The 13,676-nt window shown below is 40.9% G+C and carries 13 protein-coding genes and 1 riboswitch; of the genes, 5 read left to right on the top strand and 8 right to left on the bottom strand.

Annotation, left to right across the window (positions count from 1 at the left end; genetic code table 11):
- Positions 1-145: 145 nt before the first annotated feature.
- From cofG to ACFFRD_RS07180, 3 genes are all read right to left on the bottom strand, one after another.
- Positions 146-1,117, bottom strand: coding sequence for a 7,8-didemethyl-8-hydroxy-5-deazariboflavin synthase subunit CofG (gene cofG / locus ACFFRD_RS07190; protein ID WP_392480962.1), 972 nt, complete (start codon positions 1,115-1,117; stop codon positions 146-148).
- Between the two features lie 199 nt (positions 1,118-1,316).
- Positions 1,317-2,078 (bottom strand): beta-carotene ketolase CrtW, encoded by a 762-nt coding sequence (gene crtW, locus ACFFRD_RS07185; protein WP_392480961.1) that lies wholly within the window; start codon positions 2,076-2,078, stop codon positions 1,317-1,319.
- A 301-nt stretch (positions 2,079-2,379) separates the two neighbouring features.
- The gene (locus ACFFRD_RS07180; RefSeq protein WP_392480960.1) at positions 2,380-2,583 is read right to left on the bottom strand and encodes a high light inducible protein; all 204 of its coding nucleotides are present in this window, start codon (positions 2,581-2,583) and stop codon (positions 2,380-2,382) included.
- Positions 2,584-2,913: 330 nt separating this feature from the next.
- On the opposite strand from ACFFRD_RS07180, the gene ACFFRD_RS07175 reads away from it, so the two are divergent.
- Complete coding sequence (locus tag ACFFRD_RS07175) at positions 2,914-3,732, top strand: SDR family NAD(P)-dependent oxidoreductase (protein WP_392480959.1); 819 nt, start codon at positions 2,914-2,916, stop codon at positions 3,730-3,732.
- A 26-nt stretch (positions 3,733-3,758) separates the two neighbouring features.
- Here the strand turns inward: ACFFRD_RS07175 and ACFFRD_RS07170 are convergent, their stop codons facing one another.
- The 4 genes from ACFFRD_RS07170 to ACFFRD_RS07155 form a co-directional block, all read right to left on the bottom strand.
- Positions 3,759-4,208, bottom strand: coding sequence for an SRPBCC family protein (locus ACFFRD_RS07170; protein ID WP_392480958.1), 450 nt, complete (start codon positions 4,206-4,208; stop codon positions 3,759-3,761).
- A gap of 19 nt (positions 4,209-4,227) precedes the next feature.
- Positions 4,228-4,416 carry a CPXCG motif-containing cysteine-rich protein gene (locus ACFFRD_RS07165; RefSeq protein WP_012411100.1) on the bottom strand — a complete coding sequence of 63 codons (189 nt, stop codon included), beginning with the start codon at positions 4,414-4,416 and terminating at the stop codon, positions 4,228-4,230.
- Positions 4,417-4,506: 90 nt separating this feature from the next.
- Positions 4,507-6,162 (bottom strand): B12-binding domain-containing radical SAM protein, encoded by a 1,656-nt coding sequence (locus ACFFRD_RS07160; RefSeq protein WP_392480957.1) that lies wholly within the window; start codon positions 6,160-6,162, stop codon positions 4,507-4,509.
- Between the two features lie 256 nt (positions 6,163-6,418).
- Positions 6,419-6,616, bottom strand: a complete 198-nt coding sequence (locus tag ACFFRD_RS07155; protein WP_234711156.1) for a SemiSWEET transporter — start codon at positions 6,614-6,616, stop codon at positions 6,419-6,421.
- Between ACFFRD_RS07155 and ACFFRD_RS07150 the strand changes: the two genes are divergently transcribed.
- The 3 genes from ACFFRD_RS07150 to ACFFRD_RS07140 all read left to right on the top strand — a co-directional run bounded on the left by ACFFRD_RS07150 (position 6,543) and on the right by ACFFRD_RS07140 (position 8,346).
- Positions 6,543-6,803: a hypothetical protein gene (locus ACFFRD_RS07150; protein WP_392483267.1), complete on the top strand. Its 261-nt coding sequence runs from the start codon at positions 6,543-6,545 to the stop codon at positions 6,801-6,803. The two genes, ACFFRD_RS07155 and ACFFRD_RS07150, sit on opposite strands and share 74 nt — an antisense overlap.
- Before the next feature lie 194 nt (positions 6,804-6,997).
- Positions 6,998-7,162: riboswitch (cobalamin riboswitch) on the top strand.
- Between the two features lie 21 nt (positions 7,163-7,183).
- Positions 7,184-7,603 (top strand): DUF1636 family protein, encoded by a 420-nt coding sequence (locus ACFFRD_RS07145; RefSeq protein WP_334807129.1) that lies wholly within the window; start codon positions 7,184-7,186, stop codon positions 7,601-7,603.
- Positions 7,603-8,346 (top strand): cobalt-precorrin-6A reductase, encoded by a 744-nt coding sequence (locus tag ACFFRD_RS07140; RefSeq protein WP_392480956.1) that lies wholly within the window; start codon positions 7,603-7,605, stop codon positions 8,344-8,346. Before ACFFRD_RS07145 ends, ACFFRD_RS07140 begins: the two co-directional genes overlap by 1 nt.
- Before the next feature lie 344 nt (positions 8,347-8,690).
- Here the strand turns inward: ACFFRD_RS07140 and ACFFRD_RS07135 are convergent, their stop codons facing one another.
- Positions 8,691-12,302, bottom strand: a complete 3,612-nt coding sequence (locus ACFFRD_RS07135; protein WP_392480955.1) for an AAA-like domain-containing protein — start codon at positions 12,300-12,302, stop codon at positions 8,691-8,693.
- A 616-nt stretch (positions 12,303-12,918) separates the two neighbouring features.
- Here ACFFRD_RS07135 and ACFFRD_RS07130 point away from each other — a divergent pair.
- A complete protein-coding gene (locus ACFFRD_RS07130) occupies positions 12,919-13,380 on the top strand; it encodes a hypothetical protein (protein WP_392480954.1) in 462 nt (153 codons plus the stop codon).
- Positions 13,381-13,676: the final 296 nt, after the last annotated feature.

Here is a 13,676-nt window from a genome sequence, read left to right as displayed (position 1 = left end):
ACCAGTAAATGGCCCCCCAAATCCTTCTTATGTCTATTTTACAACAGGGTTTAGGCTGTTATCTATATCTTCTGAGGGATGCATTGGGAATTTGTTGCCTATAGTGTTGATTTGAACCTATTTTGGTGGTATGGGTCTAGCAATGTTAAACCAATAACATAGCACTCCGCGATCGCTTCACTGCCGTTTGTAATTCTGCCGATAGCCAGCTATCAAATTGCGGATAAACTGGCGATCGCGGCACTAATTCCCACCCAGCAGGTTGTAAAATATTTCTCAAAGCCTCTTCCTGAATATGGGGATAATCGGGATTCACCTCATCTTTTGGCCCAATTCCGCCTAAATCTCGCGCACCAGCTTCGATACAAGCGAGTAACCAGGAATTACCCTTAACTAAATTCGGTGGAATTTGAATAGTAATATCTGGCGATAAAATTTTACGTGCTTTAGCAATTACTTCTGGTAATTGATGGGGATTAAAAGGAGGTGCATCAAAAATTTGCTGATTTCCTGGGCTATGAGGTTGCAGGATAACTTCTTGAATGTGATGGTAACGTTGGTGCAAGTTAGATATAGCTTCTAAAGTTTCCCACCAATCATCAGAGGTTTCTCCAATTCCTAACAGTAAGCCAGTTGTAAAGGGAATTTGCAACTCTCCCGCCCATTGTAATTGTTGTAAACGAACTTCTGGCAATTTACTCGGTGCGTGTCGATGTACACTATTTAATAATGTTGGCGTTAACTGTTCTAACATCAACCCCATCGAAACATTAACATGCTTGAGTTTTTGCATTTCATCAAAACTCAATGGACCTACATTGGTGTGTGGTAAAAACTCCATTGAAAGTGCTAATTTGCACAAATCATAAATTCGCTCGAACCACGCCTCACGCCTTGACGAATGGGGATGCACTTCACCACTGAGTATGAGGATTTCGCACACTTTTTCGCTTTGAAGTGATTTTAAACTATTTTCTGCATCTGAAAGATTCATCCAGGGACTTTTGCCAGGTTCACTACGAAAGTTGCAGTAACTACACCGATTAAAGCATTCGTAAGTCGGAACGATTGTATAAGCAGGGCTATAGGTGACAAGACGAGAACTATTAATTGGCATAATTAGGATAATCTCAAATAATGCCTTGTTCAAGCTATATGTAGCAATTCTATCTGATTTGTGAGAATTACTTTTTTAATGAACCACAGAGGCGCAGAGAACACAGAGAGAAGAATCAATAGAAATTTAAAAAAATAATTTGGTAATGCTAGAGATTACCGTGTTATTCTTGTTGCCAAGATATTTAGATAAACAACAACTATTTTGTTTTATAAATTTCTGGTAACTGCCACCAAGGAACATGGGGAGACTCATGATGTTCTTCGTGATAGCCGAAATGATAGCACGTGATAAATGACCACCAAATTGGACGGTTAATTGTTTGTGAATGATGAGGCTCAATATAACCTCCTATGGGTTCACTATGGGGTAGAAAAGTACCAAAATAAAATAATTGGAATGAACTTAAAACTGAAGGGATCACCCAAAAGTAAGTTAAATTAGCAGTAGGTATATGGAGGACGTGATTATTAAAGTGATAGATAATTGTCAAGGCAATGATTTGTCCCCAACTCCAGTAACCCTTCATAAAATGAAAATACCACGCGAAGAAATTTTTGTGTTTACCATTGTGAAAATCTGGGTCTATTTGGCTGGCTGGATGGTGGTGGTGTATCCAATGTTTTTTTAATAATTTTTTATATGGTAAAAGACCATATAAAGATAAGGTTAATGTCCCAATGAAATGATTAATTTTGGTGTTCTGGGGAAAGATTACCCCATGCATAGCATCATGAGATGTAATAAATAATCCTGTATATAAGAATGTTTGCCAAAGTATACTAGGCAATAGCATCCAAAATGTTAACTTGGAGATGTCAAGGGAAAGTAATAAACTCAGGCTAATGACCCATGTAGCAACAATGATTGTAGCAATGAAAATTGCCTTGAACTGAGATTTATTTTTCCCTAATGGGGTCAATTTTGTTTGATGACTTGGTGGTTGCTCTAATTGAATCACGCTTTTACTCCGCCTAGTATTCAGATGAAAATTCCTAAAATATAGTCACGATAAAAAGCACTAACTACCATCAAGAAAACTCTATTAGTGGTCAGTGTTTTGAATTGGACAGTGCGAATACTCTAATAATATGTACAAACATTAAGATACTTTAACTATTATTACACAAGCAACTGCTATTCTAAAAACTGTTTTCGCTTGAAAGCTTGAGTGATATGAGCGACGACAGTGTTCAACCTGGTATCTGCAATAACCAGGGTCTTCTCTTTGCTCCTTTGCAATCAGTCTGTAACAAAAACAGTCAGATTAATGGGGAGTAGAGGAAATGAGTACCGATGCATACTGCACTCGGCTGTAGCTGTTCCCAAAGTAGGTAAGCTAGAAAACGGATAATACTTAGGTGGTCGTTCCAAATTTCAGGGTGAGGGGTCAGCACAAGTTCAGCAGCATTGCGGTTTTTGGTATTGATATGAGGTTTGAGTTTTATCACTAAGATAAAGTGCAATTATTAAGTTACCTTAAGTAGCTAATTACATTCTTCATATTACTTAACTTACCCATTTGACGCTATCTGTCTCTAGTTTCAAAGTAAATGCAACTCTAAAGAATGAGATTTTAAGGAGGTTGAGAAAATATTTATCTAACAAAAGATCAATAATAGCTTTGAGGAGCCTATAGTTCAGAGGTATTTTTATTAAACAACTGCTATTGAAAACTTGTAATCTCACTAAAAACCTATTTTGGATACAATCAAAAATCCAACGAAAGTTAGAAGGTTTCTGGAGTGTTATTATCCAGACTAATAAATAGTAAATAGGTTTTTTAAACTTAAAGTATGGCTCCTACGGTACTAATTACAGGTGCTTCTGAAGGCATTGGCAAAGCAACGGCTCTTTTATTTGCGCGGCAAGGATATGATTTGGTACTTGCAGCTCGTCATGCTGACCGCTTGGAAGCCTTAGCGCAGGAGGTGCAAAGCATTGGTCGTCCAGCACCATTAACGGTTACTTGCGATGTTACTGACTCATCTCAGGTAAACGCATTAGTGCAAAAGGCATTAGAAAATTATGGCTATATCGACGTGCTGATAAACAATGCGGGCATCTTTGCATCGGGGCCAGTAGAACAATTCTCTCTCGATGATTGGCATCAAATTATAGACACTAATTTATGGGGATATATCCACACTATTAATGCCCTTCTGCCTCATTTCCTCCAGCGTCGAAGTGGAACTATAGTTAATTTAAGTTCCATTGATGGTAAGGTACCAAGTGCTTACTTGGTTCCCTATTGTACTAGTAAGTTTGGTGTGACAGGGTTGACGGAATCGTTACAAATAGAACTACAGCCAAAAGGTATTCATGTTTGTGGGATTTATCCGAATTTAATTAAGAGTACTTTAATGGAACGGGCAGTTTTTCGAGGCAAGGATGAGCAAGATACTCATACTCGTCGTGGACAGATTGAGAATGTGCTGAAAAATCCGGTGGTGGAGAAGCCTGAAGATGTAGCAAATGCTATTTGGGATGCAGTCAAGAATAAGAAGTCAGAAGTGATGGTTGGTTCGGCGAATTTCTCACAAGCTTTGTATCGCCTGTTTCCTGGGTTGATAAAGTGGGTTTCGCGGCAAGGGTTGAAGAATCAAGATAATTAATTTTTGCTACCAAACAAAATATTTTGCTATCGTGACTCACATTCTCGTTTGGTTACATAATGGCGATAGCGAAACATTGCTTCTAGTTGCACTTGCACTAACCAACCACTAACAAATTCAACTGTTTCTCCACCAGGCATGGAGAAGGAAATAGCATCAGTCAGCCTAGTTTTGCCAGCTTCCGGTTCAAATTCATGTCGATGTACCCAAGACTCAAAGGGGCCAGATATCTGTTCGTCGGTAAACAGGCGATATTTTTCGCATTCAGTATGACGCGCTAGCCAAGTTAATGGTAATGGGCCGAGAAACAGGCGAAATTCTGTGATAGCGCCCACGTTCAGTCCCCCTTCACGACGAACCACTTGGACTGGCTGCCAAGGTGGATTCAGTATTTGCAAAATATCTGGCCTTTCGTGAAATTTCCAAACTACTTCTGGTGGCGCATCAATGACTGAGGAATGTTTAAAGTGCAGCATGGAAAGAAAAACCTAAAATTCAACTTTCTGATTCTGTATCAATCTCGATATCTAGGGTATCTTCGTCAACCCGGACATACAAAATATTTGGGTTACAGCAAACTTGACAATCTTCTACATAAGATTGCTGCCCTCCAGCACTCAAATCAATAAAAGTTAAGTTCGGTTCGCCGCAATAGGCGCAGTAATACTCAGCTGTGTTTTGCATGAAGTTTTTAGGATTGGGAATTGGGAATTGGGCATTGGGCATTGGGAATTGGATAATAAATTTTCATTCCTAGTCCTCAGTCCCCAATTCCTAGTCTCTAGTCCCCAGTAGTGGCTGTAGTTCTTTTGGAGATGGGTTGATATAACTCTGAGCATCAGCCAAATGCTTTAGTAGTGTAGACTGTGGCAGAGGCCCTTGCAAGTGGTTCCAAGGTAATACTTGTTCTGTAGACCAATCAGCGTGGACGTAGAAATCTAAGTCAGGGATTTGTCCTTTAAGTTGTTTGAAAGCACGTTTGTAGCTACCCAAGGAGTCGCCAAAGTCACGAGTCAGCTGAAGAAGTTGGGATAGTCTGCGATCGCCTCTCGATAACAAAGCTTGTATAATCGACCAATTATAGCTTTCTGGGCGAAACTCTATTCCCTGCGGTTTTAGCTGTTTTTGCAAAAACTGTAACCGCTTTTCTGCTTGACGATTTACCCCAAACCATTGAAATGGTGTGTGCGCTTTGGGTACAAAGGTGCTGCATCCAAATGTTAGGCGTAATCCTGGTGCAGCTTTTTTGATATTACGCATCATTGTCACCGTTTGGTCTAAATCCTCTGCTTCTTCACCAGGAATTCCTGCCATTCCGTAGAGTTTCAAGCTTTTTAATCCGCCAGTTTTGGCATTTATCGCAGCTTGGATAATTTCGTCGTTATGCAGCTTTTTGTTGACGATTTGCCGGATTTTCTCAGAACCACTTTCTACTGCAATGGTAAGCGATCGCGTGTCTCGTTTTGCCAATGTTTCTGCTAACTGGACTGTTACAGTATTAGTTCGCACTGAGGCAATACTGAGACGGACATCATCATACTTTGGCTGACTTATATAATCTAGCAAAGCTTCAAACTCTGGATGCTGAGTTACAGAAGCCCCCAATAATCCTAGCCGATTTGTGACTTCTAAGCCTTTTGCGATCGCAGGAATTAAGGAATCTTCCAGACTGGCTGTTCTAAAAGGCAGTGTGAGATAACTCGCCAAACAAAAGCGGCACATTTCTGGACAACTTCTCACCACTTCCACCATGTAAATATTTTCCCATGCAGCTTTTTCGGTGACTACAGTCGAAGCCGATAGAGTATTTCCTCGATAAGTCTGCTTTTGCACCACTGCGGGAATTTCTGGAGAAATTGGTTTAATTGACTTTATTGCACCATCTTTTGTGTGGTATTCGACTTCATACAAACTGGGAATATAAATTCCTGGGATTTGTGCAAGTCTTTTGAGTTGAGTTTGTCTAGAAGCATTTCTTACTTCTTTGTACGCCTCAATGAAATTTCCCAGTAGGTTTTCACCATCTCCCAGTAAAATTACATCAAAAAAATCTGCAAAAGGTTCTGGGTTAGCTGTGAGAACAGGGCCACCACCAAAAATTATCGGATGAGAATCATCACGAGAAGTTGCTTGAATAGGAATTTCTAAAGATTCCAGCAAATTTAAAATATTCACATAATCCAGTTCCCAGGAAATCGAAAATCCCACAATTTCTGGCGTTCTGGGGAGTTGTTCGTGAGTATCTGTAAACAGGCGACTCACCTGCACATCATCACGCATTGCCAAGGTTGCCCAAACTACCTGATAGCCAAGGCTAGTGATACCTACGCTATATTCATTGGGAAAGGCGAAGATTATGGGGATAGCGTTGGTGTCTGGGGTGGTGGGGGTGAAAAGGAGGCGTTCAGAGTCAAATACAGATGATGTCACAGGCGTTTTTTAGGGGGTTTGAATAATGCAGTCTCATAGAATTCACGCCTACAGAAGCAAAACTCACCTTTATAGGTTTCATTTGAGTCCGCACAGGCTGACGAGAGTTTGTGTAAGTAGGTTGGCGCAATTAAAGCTAACTGGCAAGGGCTGTCATTTGTCCTTTGTCATTGGTCATTAGTAAGGACTTTAAGACTATTTACGTTTCATAACATAATTTGGTTTATTTCTACCAACTTACTTATCTAGGGGTTCTTTATCTATATTTAATTTTAAGCCATAGAATTATCAAGTTAAAAAGCAATGTCACGCTATTAGCAAGAATAATTGGTAAAGATTGCAGATATATTCCATAAATTAACCACAAAAAAATACCAGTTATGAATGTAATCAGCGTTAAAAAAGAAACATCTTTTGCTGATTTTGTTTGCCATGTTTTAAACATTTGTGGCAAAAAAGAGATTGTGGTTATTGTGGCAGCAGCTAATCCTAGAATTGTCAAAAAATCCATTGCGATACAAACCTATAAATTGAAGAAGAATTCAGAAGTCAGAATGAAGACGCTCGCTAACGCTGCGCTATCCACTCTTTCGTTCAAAATTCATTCTGAATTCTGTTTCGATAAAGTTTTTAGTGTTTGAAAAATTTAGAAGCTGATTTTTGTAATTTTGTTGCATAGGTTATGTAGCAATCGATCTGATTTTTGTTCGCACAGCGTGGCTTACTTGCCTGGGAAGGCAAGAGGCAATAGGAAAGAAGGGTCTTTGAGCTATACTGAATTTTTTCAAGAATCAAATATGAGTCCTATATCCTTTTCTTAGATAACCCTAGTGTATGATCGATAAGGTTATTCGGTTCTGGTAGGGAGCAGCTACCAGAGGTAACGGGGAAAGTTCGGTGCAAATCCGGCGCTGTCCCGCAACTGTAAACCAATTTGAGATGTAATCTAAAATCCCAAATTGAGTGAGTCAGGATGCCCGCCGAAATAGTTTTACTAGTTCCACATATCTGCGAGGTACAGATGACTACTACTGTGAATATTTCCCCAGCGAATCCCTTGGGAGTTGCTGACCATACTTTATTTGTTTGCAAAACTTGTGCTAGCGTTTGGCAAGAGGGAAAACGCTTAGGTGAAAGTGGTGGTGAAAAACTTCTACACCAACTTCAGCAACTTGCACAAGATTGGGAGTTACGAGATGAATTCCCAATTCAAGAAGTTGAATGCATGAGTGCTTGTAATCGTTCCTGTGTGGTTGCCTTTGCTGCCAAAGGTAAATTAACATATTTGTTTGGTGATTTAGCCGTTGATAATAGTGCATCTGCGATACTAAAATGTGCTAGTCAATACTATGTCAAAGCAGATGGTTTACTGCCTTGGTCAGAGCGTCCAGAAGCCCTGAAGAAGGGCATTTTAGCAAAGATTCCACCTTTATCTCACTAATGCGCGTTTTGATTTTGGGTGGTACAGGAGATGCCGCAGAACTAGCTGCTAGAGTCGCGACTATCCAAGGGGTAAATGCAATCACGTCTTTAGCCGGTCGTACCCGTGAACCATCAGTTCCGTTGGGCGATTTACGGGTTGGAGGCTTTGGTGGTGTGGCTGGATTGGCTAGCTATCTCCGAGCAATGCAAATCGACTTATTAATTGATGCAACACATCCTTTTGCTAGTCAAATTTCTTTCAATGCGGCAGATGCTGCAAATGAAGCTGGAGTAACCCGTCTGATGTTAATACGCCCACCTTGGGAAAAAGGAAGTGGCGATCGCTGGATGGAAGTTGATAGCGTTGAAGCCGCAGCCGCATCACTGCAAAACCAAGCACATCGGGTATTTTTGACGGTTGGCAGACAAGAACTCGCCGCCTTTGCTCACTTAGAGGAAATTTGGTTCTTGATGCGGATGATTGACCCTCCTGTTGATGATGCCTTAGTGCCACCGGGGATGGTATTGTGCGATCGCGGGCCCTTTAACCTCAATAATGAAAGGCAAATCCTGATTGATAACAAGATTGATACCATAGTGAGTAAAAATAGCGGTGGCGATGCCACAAAGCCCAAGATTATTGCAGCACAAGAACTGGGCGTGAAAGTAGTGATGGTAAATCGTCCAGCCATACCGCCAGGAGAGCAAGTTAGTGATGTTGAAGGTGCTTTGGCATGGCTACTTGACAAGTTGCATAATTAGTGTATAATACAAATTTTATATATAAGGCAATACAGTTCAGTTAAGCAATTTTTTCCTTCTCTTTCTTTTCTCTGCGTCCTCTGCGCCTTGGCGGTTCGTTAAAAAATTGACTTAGATAACAAAGTTTTAGTCTTAACTGAACCGTATTGCTATATAAAGGACTTCCAAATAAAAAAATATCCAAAAAACTGGCTAAACAACTCTCTCCTCCTCATTCCTCCGTGTTCTCTGTGCCTCTGTGGTTCGTTTATTTGGGTAATTTATTTCTTGGAAGTCCCTAATACAAAAGAATTTTGTAGAAGAAACGCGATCGCATCAATAAAAAACCACCCCAAGAAGAGAAATTATTTATTTGGCATATTACAAAGGGAGCGATCGCCCTCTTCCACTGCGGTGTTAGTTTTCAAATAATCCTGCACCAGAGTGCAACCATAATTCAGTACATCTAGATTAAGAATTCGCGGCAAATTCCACAGAATGAGCGTGTTGTCATCACCCCCTGAAACAAGCAAAGTTCCATCAGGGCTGATCGCAACCACCCTAATCGCTGCGGTATGTCCGGTGAGGTTCGTTACTTCCGTACCATCTAGCTTCCAAAGTTTGATGCTGGCATCAACGCTGCCAGAAGCAACAATTTTTCCATTAGGAGTAAAGGCAATTCCCCAAATTCCAGCTTTATGACCTTTGAGTGTATTCAATAACTTGCCGTCTAACGTCCACAGCTTAACGGTGTTGTCGCCACTTCCAGTAGCTAGCATTTTACTATCTTGGCTAAAAACAACTCTCCATACTGCCGCCGAGTGTCCTACAAGGGTTCTAAACAAATTGCCGTCAAGCGTCCACAACTTAGCAGTAGTGTCACCACTAGCTGAACCAACGAGCCGACTGTCTGGACTAAATACGACGTGCCAAACTTCCGCCTGATGTCCTTTGAGGATCTGCAAAGTCGCGGCGCGATGGGCTACGCCCCTCCATATCTGAATATTTTTGTCAACACCTGCCATTGCAATTGTTTGCCCGTCAGGACTCAACACCCCTGATGTCAATTTGCTGTAAACATTTTTGTAACTAGCAATTAAAGTGCCATCTTGCTTCTTGATTTTTACCGAATCATCGGAAGTGAAAAGCGCGATTAACTTGTCATCGCCACTGAATGAAACTTCGGAGACTTCGCCCTTGGTTTCAGTGATAGTTTTGAGCAATTTGCCTTGACGACTCCAAAATTTCACCATATTTTCGTGGCTGGTTGTAGCGATAGTTGAACTATCAGAGGCGATCGCTATTGACCAAATCCCGGACTTATGTGCAACGATAGACTTTTGAAATGGATTTTGACTTTGCCAGAGCCTGACAACGTTTTCTGCACCTGCCGAAGCAATAAAGCTACCATCTGGACTAAAAGTTACACCCCAAACTGATGCACTGTGCCCTCTAAGCGTCCTCAGTTCTGTACCATCAATATTCCAAAGTTGAATCGTTTTGTCGAGACTCGCACTGGCAATAGTCTGACCATCGGGACTAAATGCTACTCCCGAAATTCCGGCATCATGCCCTTGCAGAGTTTTATCAAGGCGGTAGCTTTTACTTATGCTGTCTCGTCGCCAAAGTTTAACAGTTCTGTCTTCACTCGCTGAAGCAATAGTCTGTCCGTCAGGGCTGAAAGCTATTCCTACAACCCAAGCAGTGTGACCTTGGAGAGTTTGTACAGGCTTGGCGTTTTGCCAGCCTGAATCATCTCGTTTCCAGAGTTTTATTGTCCTGTCTAGACTGGTGGCAGCAATAGTCTGGCCATCAGGACTAAAAGCGACTCCCCAAAACGCACCTTTAGAACCTTGGAATGTCTTGAGCAAAGTACCATCTCGCTTCCAGAGTTTCACTGTTGCGTCCCAACTAGCAGAGGCGAGGAACTGGCCATCAGGACTAAATGCTACTCCCCAGACTGAAGCGGTGTGACCTTTAAAAGTTTTGAGCAGAGTACCATCTAGCTTCCAGAGTTTAATAGTGCCATCTTCACCCACCGAGGCCAGTATTTGACCGTCAGAACTAAAATCTACTGCCCTAACTGCTCCCTTGTGACCTTTGAGAGTTGCAACTTCTGTACCATCACGTCGCCAAAGCTTAACTGTATTGTCTATACTGGCTGAGGCAATTAAAGAACTATCAGGACTAACATCTACAGCCATAACACTTGCTGTATGATCGGAAAATCGATTGTATTCATCTGCTCCATAAACTGCTTGCCTGAGTGCGTTTTCAACTTGAGGTGCAAGATTTGAGTTAGTTGTTTCTAGCTTGTGCAGCCTGTCTTTGGCTTTGATTGCTTCTACAAGTGCATCCAACCTCCGTTGGGAGGCAAACAGTCCAACAGAAGAAGATACAAGCGCTCGAATTTCGCTGCTCTTAGCTTGACTTTCGCTTTTTTTGGTTTGACGATACATAATGAAACTTCCCACACCCAAAATGCTAGAGACGAGCAAACCAATACACACTGCAACTAGCAAAAACCTTTGAAATTTAGCAGTTTTTTGCTCTTGTGCTAGTCGTGCTTCTACCTCTTTTGCCCGTGCTGCCTCCAATACTGTTTGCACTTCACGCTGTTCGCATTCTTGACTTGCAGCTAAAAATTGATAATCCCAATTGCTTAGACTTTTGCCCTGTATCCAATTTTGAGTATCTTTGAGAGCCTTTCCTCGCAATAAACGCGATTCATCTTTATACCCTGATGCTACCCAAGCATTGAATGTCTGCGAATAAGGGCGGAGATTGTCTAATTGTTTTAACACCCATTCGGCATTGAAAACACTCCGATAGATGGGATTTTTAATTTTGAGATAGCCGTTGTGTTTCTCTACTAAACCAGATAACAAAAGCTCTGTTTGTTCTCGACTATCATCAATCGGAACAGGAAGATGAGGCAAAGTGAAAAACTCTTCTCCCCTACTCGATGACATTTCCTTCTGGGGGAAGCCTCCACTACTAGACTGCTCCTCTGCTTGCAACACCTTCTGATAAATACCTAATAACCGCCCTGCTCGTTGGTCATTGAATAATAGGCGATCTCTTATAGTACGTAGATGTTCTGGTTCGTCTTGTGATTGCCAATTTTGAATAATATGCGTTTTCACTAATTGCTCAATCCAAAATGCTTCTGTACCTGGAATGAGGCTAATCATTCCTGTAGGATTTTCAGCAGCAAGTTGAATAACTAAGTTACAAAGTTTTTGTGTGAGAAACGGTTGTCCCTCTGTCCAATAAATAATTTCTTGCAGTATTGCTTGTGGTTGACTAACTACTCCCTTTACTCCTTGAAGCAGAGGAGTAGCTTCATGTAGTTGAAAGCCATGTAACTCAATAGCTTTACCAAGATTAAAGGGTGTGCGGCCTTTATCAGCGATGAGGTCGGAAGGACTAGCTACACCAAATAGTGCAAATCCCAAACGATTAAAGTTTGAATTCTCTGGTCGCTGATTATAGCATTGACGAATCCAAGCAAAAAAGTCGTTAATTGGGAAACTTAAACTAAGTAGGCTATCAATCTCATCAATAAAGATGAAAATGCGTTCGGCTTTGGCGTTTGGTAGTAAAACTTCTTCAACAAAAGAGTGTAGTTTTTGTACTGAGGAAATACCTTTTTGTGTCTCCCACCAACCTTTAAAGTTGATCTGTTCTGCTAAATTTAAGCTGTAGAACAAGCTGATAATGATGCCTTTGTACCATTGTTCTGGTGTAGTATCCTCAATACCTAAGATGGTCATATCCAAATAAACACAGCTATAGCCTTCTTCTCTAAGACGATAACTGGTGCGCTGTAGTAAGGATGACTTCCCCATCTGGCGAGAGTTGAAAACGTAACAAAAATCCCCAGCTTTCAGGCTAGTATAAAGTTTTTCGTCTGCGTCACGGATAACATACGTGGGATCGTCACTGCGGAGACTACCTCCTACTTGATATCTCATATTGAAGTGTAATTATCAAATACAGAGCTTACGTAAACAATAGCCGAAAAGAAAGATTTTCGGGTAGGGGCAATTCATGAATTGTGCCTACATTTCGTGTATATCTTTGCCAGGTTAGGATTTTTTTACAGCTTGATCAAGCATTGCCATAAATGATAGTCACAGATGCCAACGTAGCGGGAGTTGGGAGGATATAAAACAATACAGTTCAGTTAAGCATTTCTTTATTCTCTCAGTGCCGCGCCAGTTGCTTTAAGTCGGGGAACCCGCCCAACGCACTGGCTTCTCTGCGTCTCTGTGGTAGCCTGCGGCAAGCCGCTCCGCGTCTACGTAAAAAAATTGACTTTGACAAAGAGTTTTAGCTTTAACTGAACCGTATTGGGATATAGAAGCGTCTGGATAACTCTACAAGACTCATGTGTAAGCCATCACTTACTAGGATAGAGGAATATAAGCGAGGTTTTACAAATTTAATCAAATGGAGATTTGTTTTATTCTCTGCATAAATTAATTAAAATGGGATGAAAGATAATTAAGCTGATCGTGGAAAATAAGCACTCCACAAAACAAAAAATTATAAGCCTCATTATGATTATGAGGTACGAGGTAATTAAGTATGATTCATCACATATCTATTTCTGTTAAAAACCCCCAGCACGTTGCCGAGGTTTTAGCTGAAGTCTTGAATGGCCAAGCTTTTCCCTTTTTCCCTCACCCAGGCAGCTATATGGTTTTTCCACTTGACGAATATGGAACAGGGATTGAAGTTTACCCGTTAAAAACTCAGCTAATGCCTGGTGAAGGAGATAAGCAGTGTACATTTGCAGAAAATCCTACTTCTTCTGGGTTCACAGCTACTCATGCAGCAATTTCAGTTTCTTCTAGTCAAGAAAAAATTGAGTTGATTGGTAAACGTGAAGGTTGGAGAGTATTACGTTGTAACCGCGATTCTTTTTTTGATGTTATTGAGTTCTGGTTGGAAAATACAGTCATGATAGAACTACTCACACCGGAAATGTCGGCTCAATATTTGGCAGTAACGCAGCCAGAAAATTTGAAGAAAGCTTTTAATTCATAACTCTGCTACTGCTAATTTAACAAAACTATTAAGTAGGTTGGCGCTAAAGCTAACTAGCAAGGGCTGTCATTTGTCCTTTGTCATTGGTTATTAGTAAGAACTTTAAGACTATTTACGTTTCGTAACATAATTTTGTTTATTTCTACCAACTTACTTAACTAATTTAAAATTGTTCGCGCAGCCTCTTCTAGAGAGTTTCAGACTCTTATTTAGGGACATTTCAACAAAAAAAGATCCCATTGTAGGGGCAATTGGGCAATTCATCTAGACGCAAAGCGGCTACTCTACAATTTCTC

The sequence above is a fragment of the Nostoc sp. C110 genome (assembly GCF_043099725.1).
Taxonomy (GTDB): Bacteria; Cyanobacteriota; Cyanobacteriia; order Cyanobacteriales; family Nostocaceae; genus Nostoc; species Nostoc muscorum_A.
This window is presented reverse-complemented; position numbering and strand designations above follow the sequence as displayed.

Excerpts from the sequence above, each read along its gene's own strand:
- cofG (WP_392480962.1), bottom strand. The coding sequence starts at position 1,117 with ATGCCAATTAATAGTTCTCGTCTTGTCACCTATAGCCCTGCTTATACA.
- ACFFRD_RS07175 (WP_392480959.1), top strand. The coding sequence starts at position 2,914 with ATGGCTCCTACGGTACTAATTACAGGTGCTTCTGAAGGCATTGGCAAA.
- ACFFRD_RS07170 (WP_392480958.1), bottom strand. The coding sequence starts at position 4,208 with ATGCTGCACTTTAAACATTCCTCAGTCATTGATGCGCCACCAGAAGTA.
- ACFFRD_RS07165 (WP_012411100.1), bottom strand. The coding sequence starts at position 4,416 with ATGCAAAACACAGCTGAGTATTACTGCGCCTATTGCGGCGAACCGAAC.
- ACFFRD_RS07150 (WP_392483267.1), top strand. The coding sequence starts at position 6,543 with ATGAATGTAATCAGCGTTAAAAAAGAAACATCTTTTGCTGATTTTGTT.
- ACFFRD_RS07145 (WP_334807129.1), top strand. The coding sequence starts at position 7,184 with ATGACTACTACTGTGAATATTTCCCCAGCGAATCCCTTGGGAGTTGCT.
- ACFFRD_RS07140 (WP_392480956.1), top strand. The coding sequence starts at position 7,603 with ATGCGCGTTTTGATTTTGGGTGGTACAGGAGATGCCGCAGAACTAGCT.
- ACFFRD_RS07135 (WP_392480955.1), bottom strand. The coding sequence starts at position 12,302 with ATGAGATATCAAGTAGGAGGTAGTCTCCGCAGTGACGATCCCACGTAT.
- ACFFRD_RS07130 (WP_392480954.1), top strand. The coding sequence starts at position 12,919 with ATGATTCATCACATATCTATTTCTGTTAAAAACCCCCAGCACGTTGCC.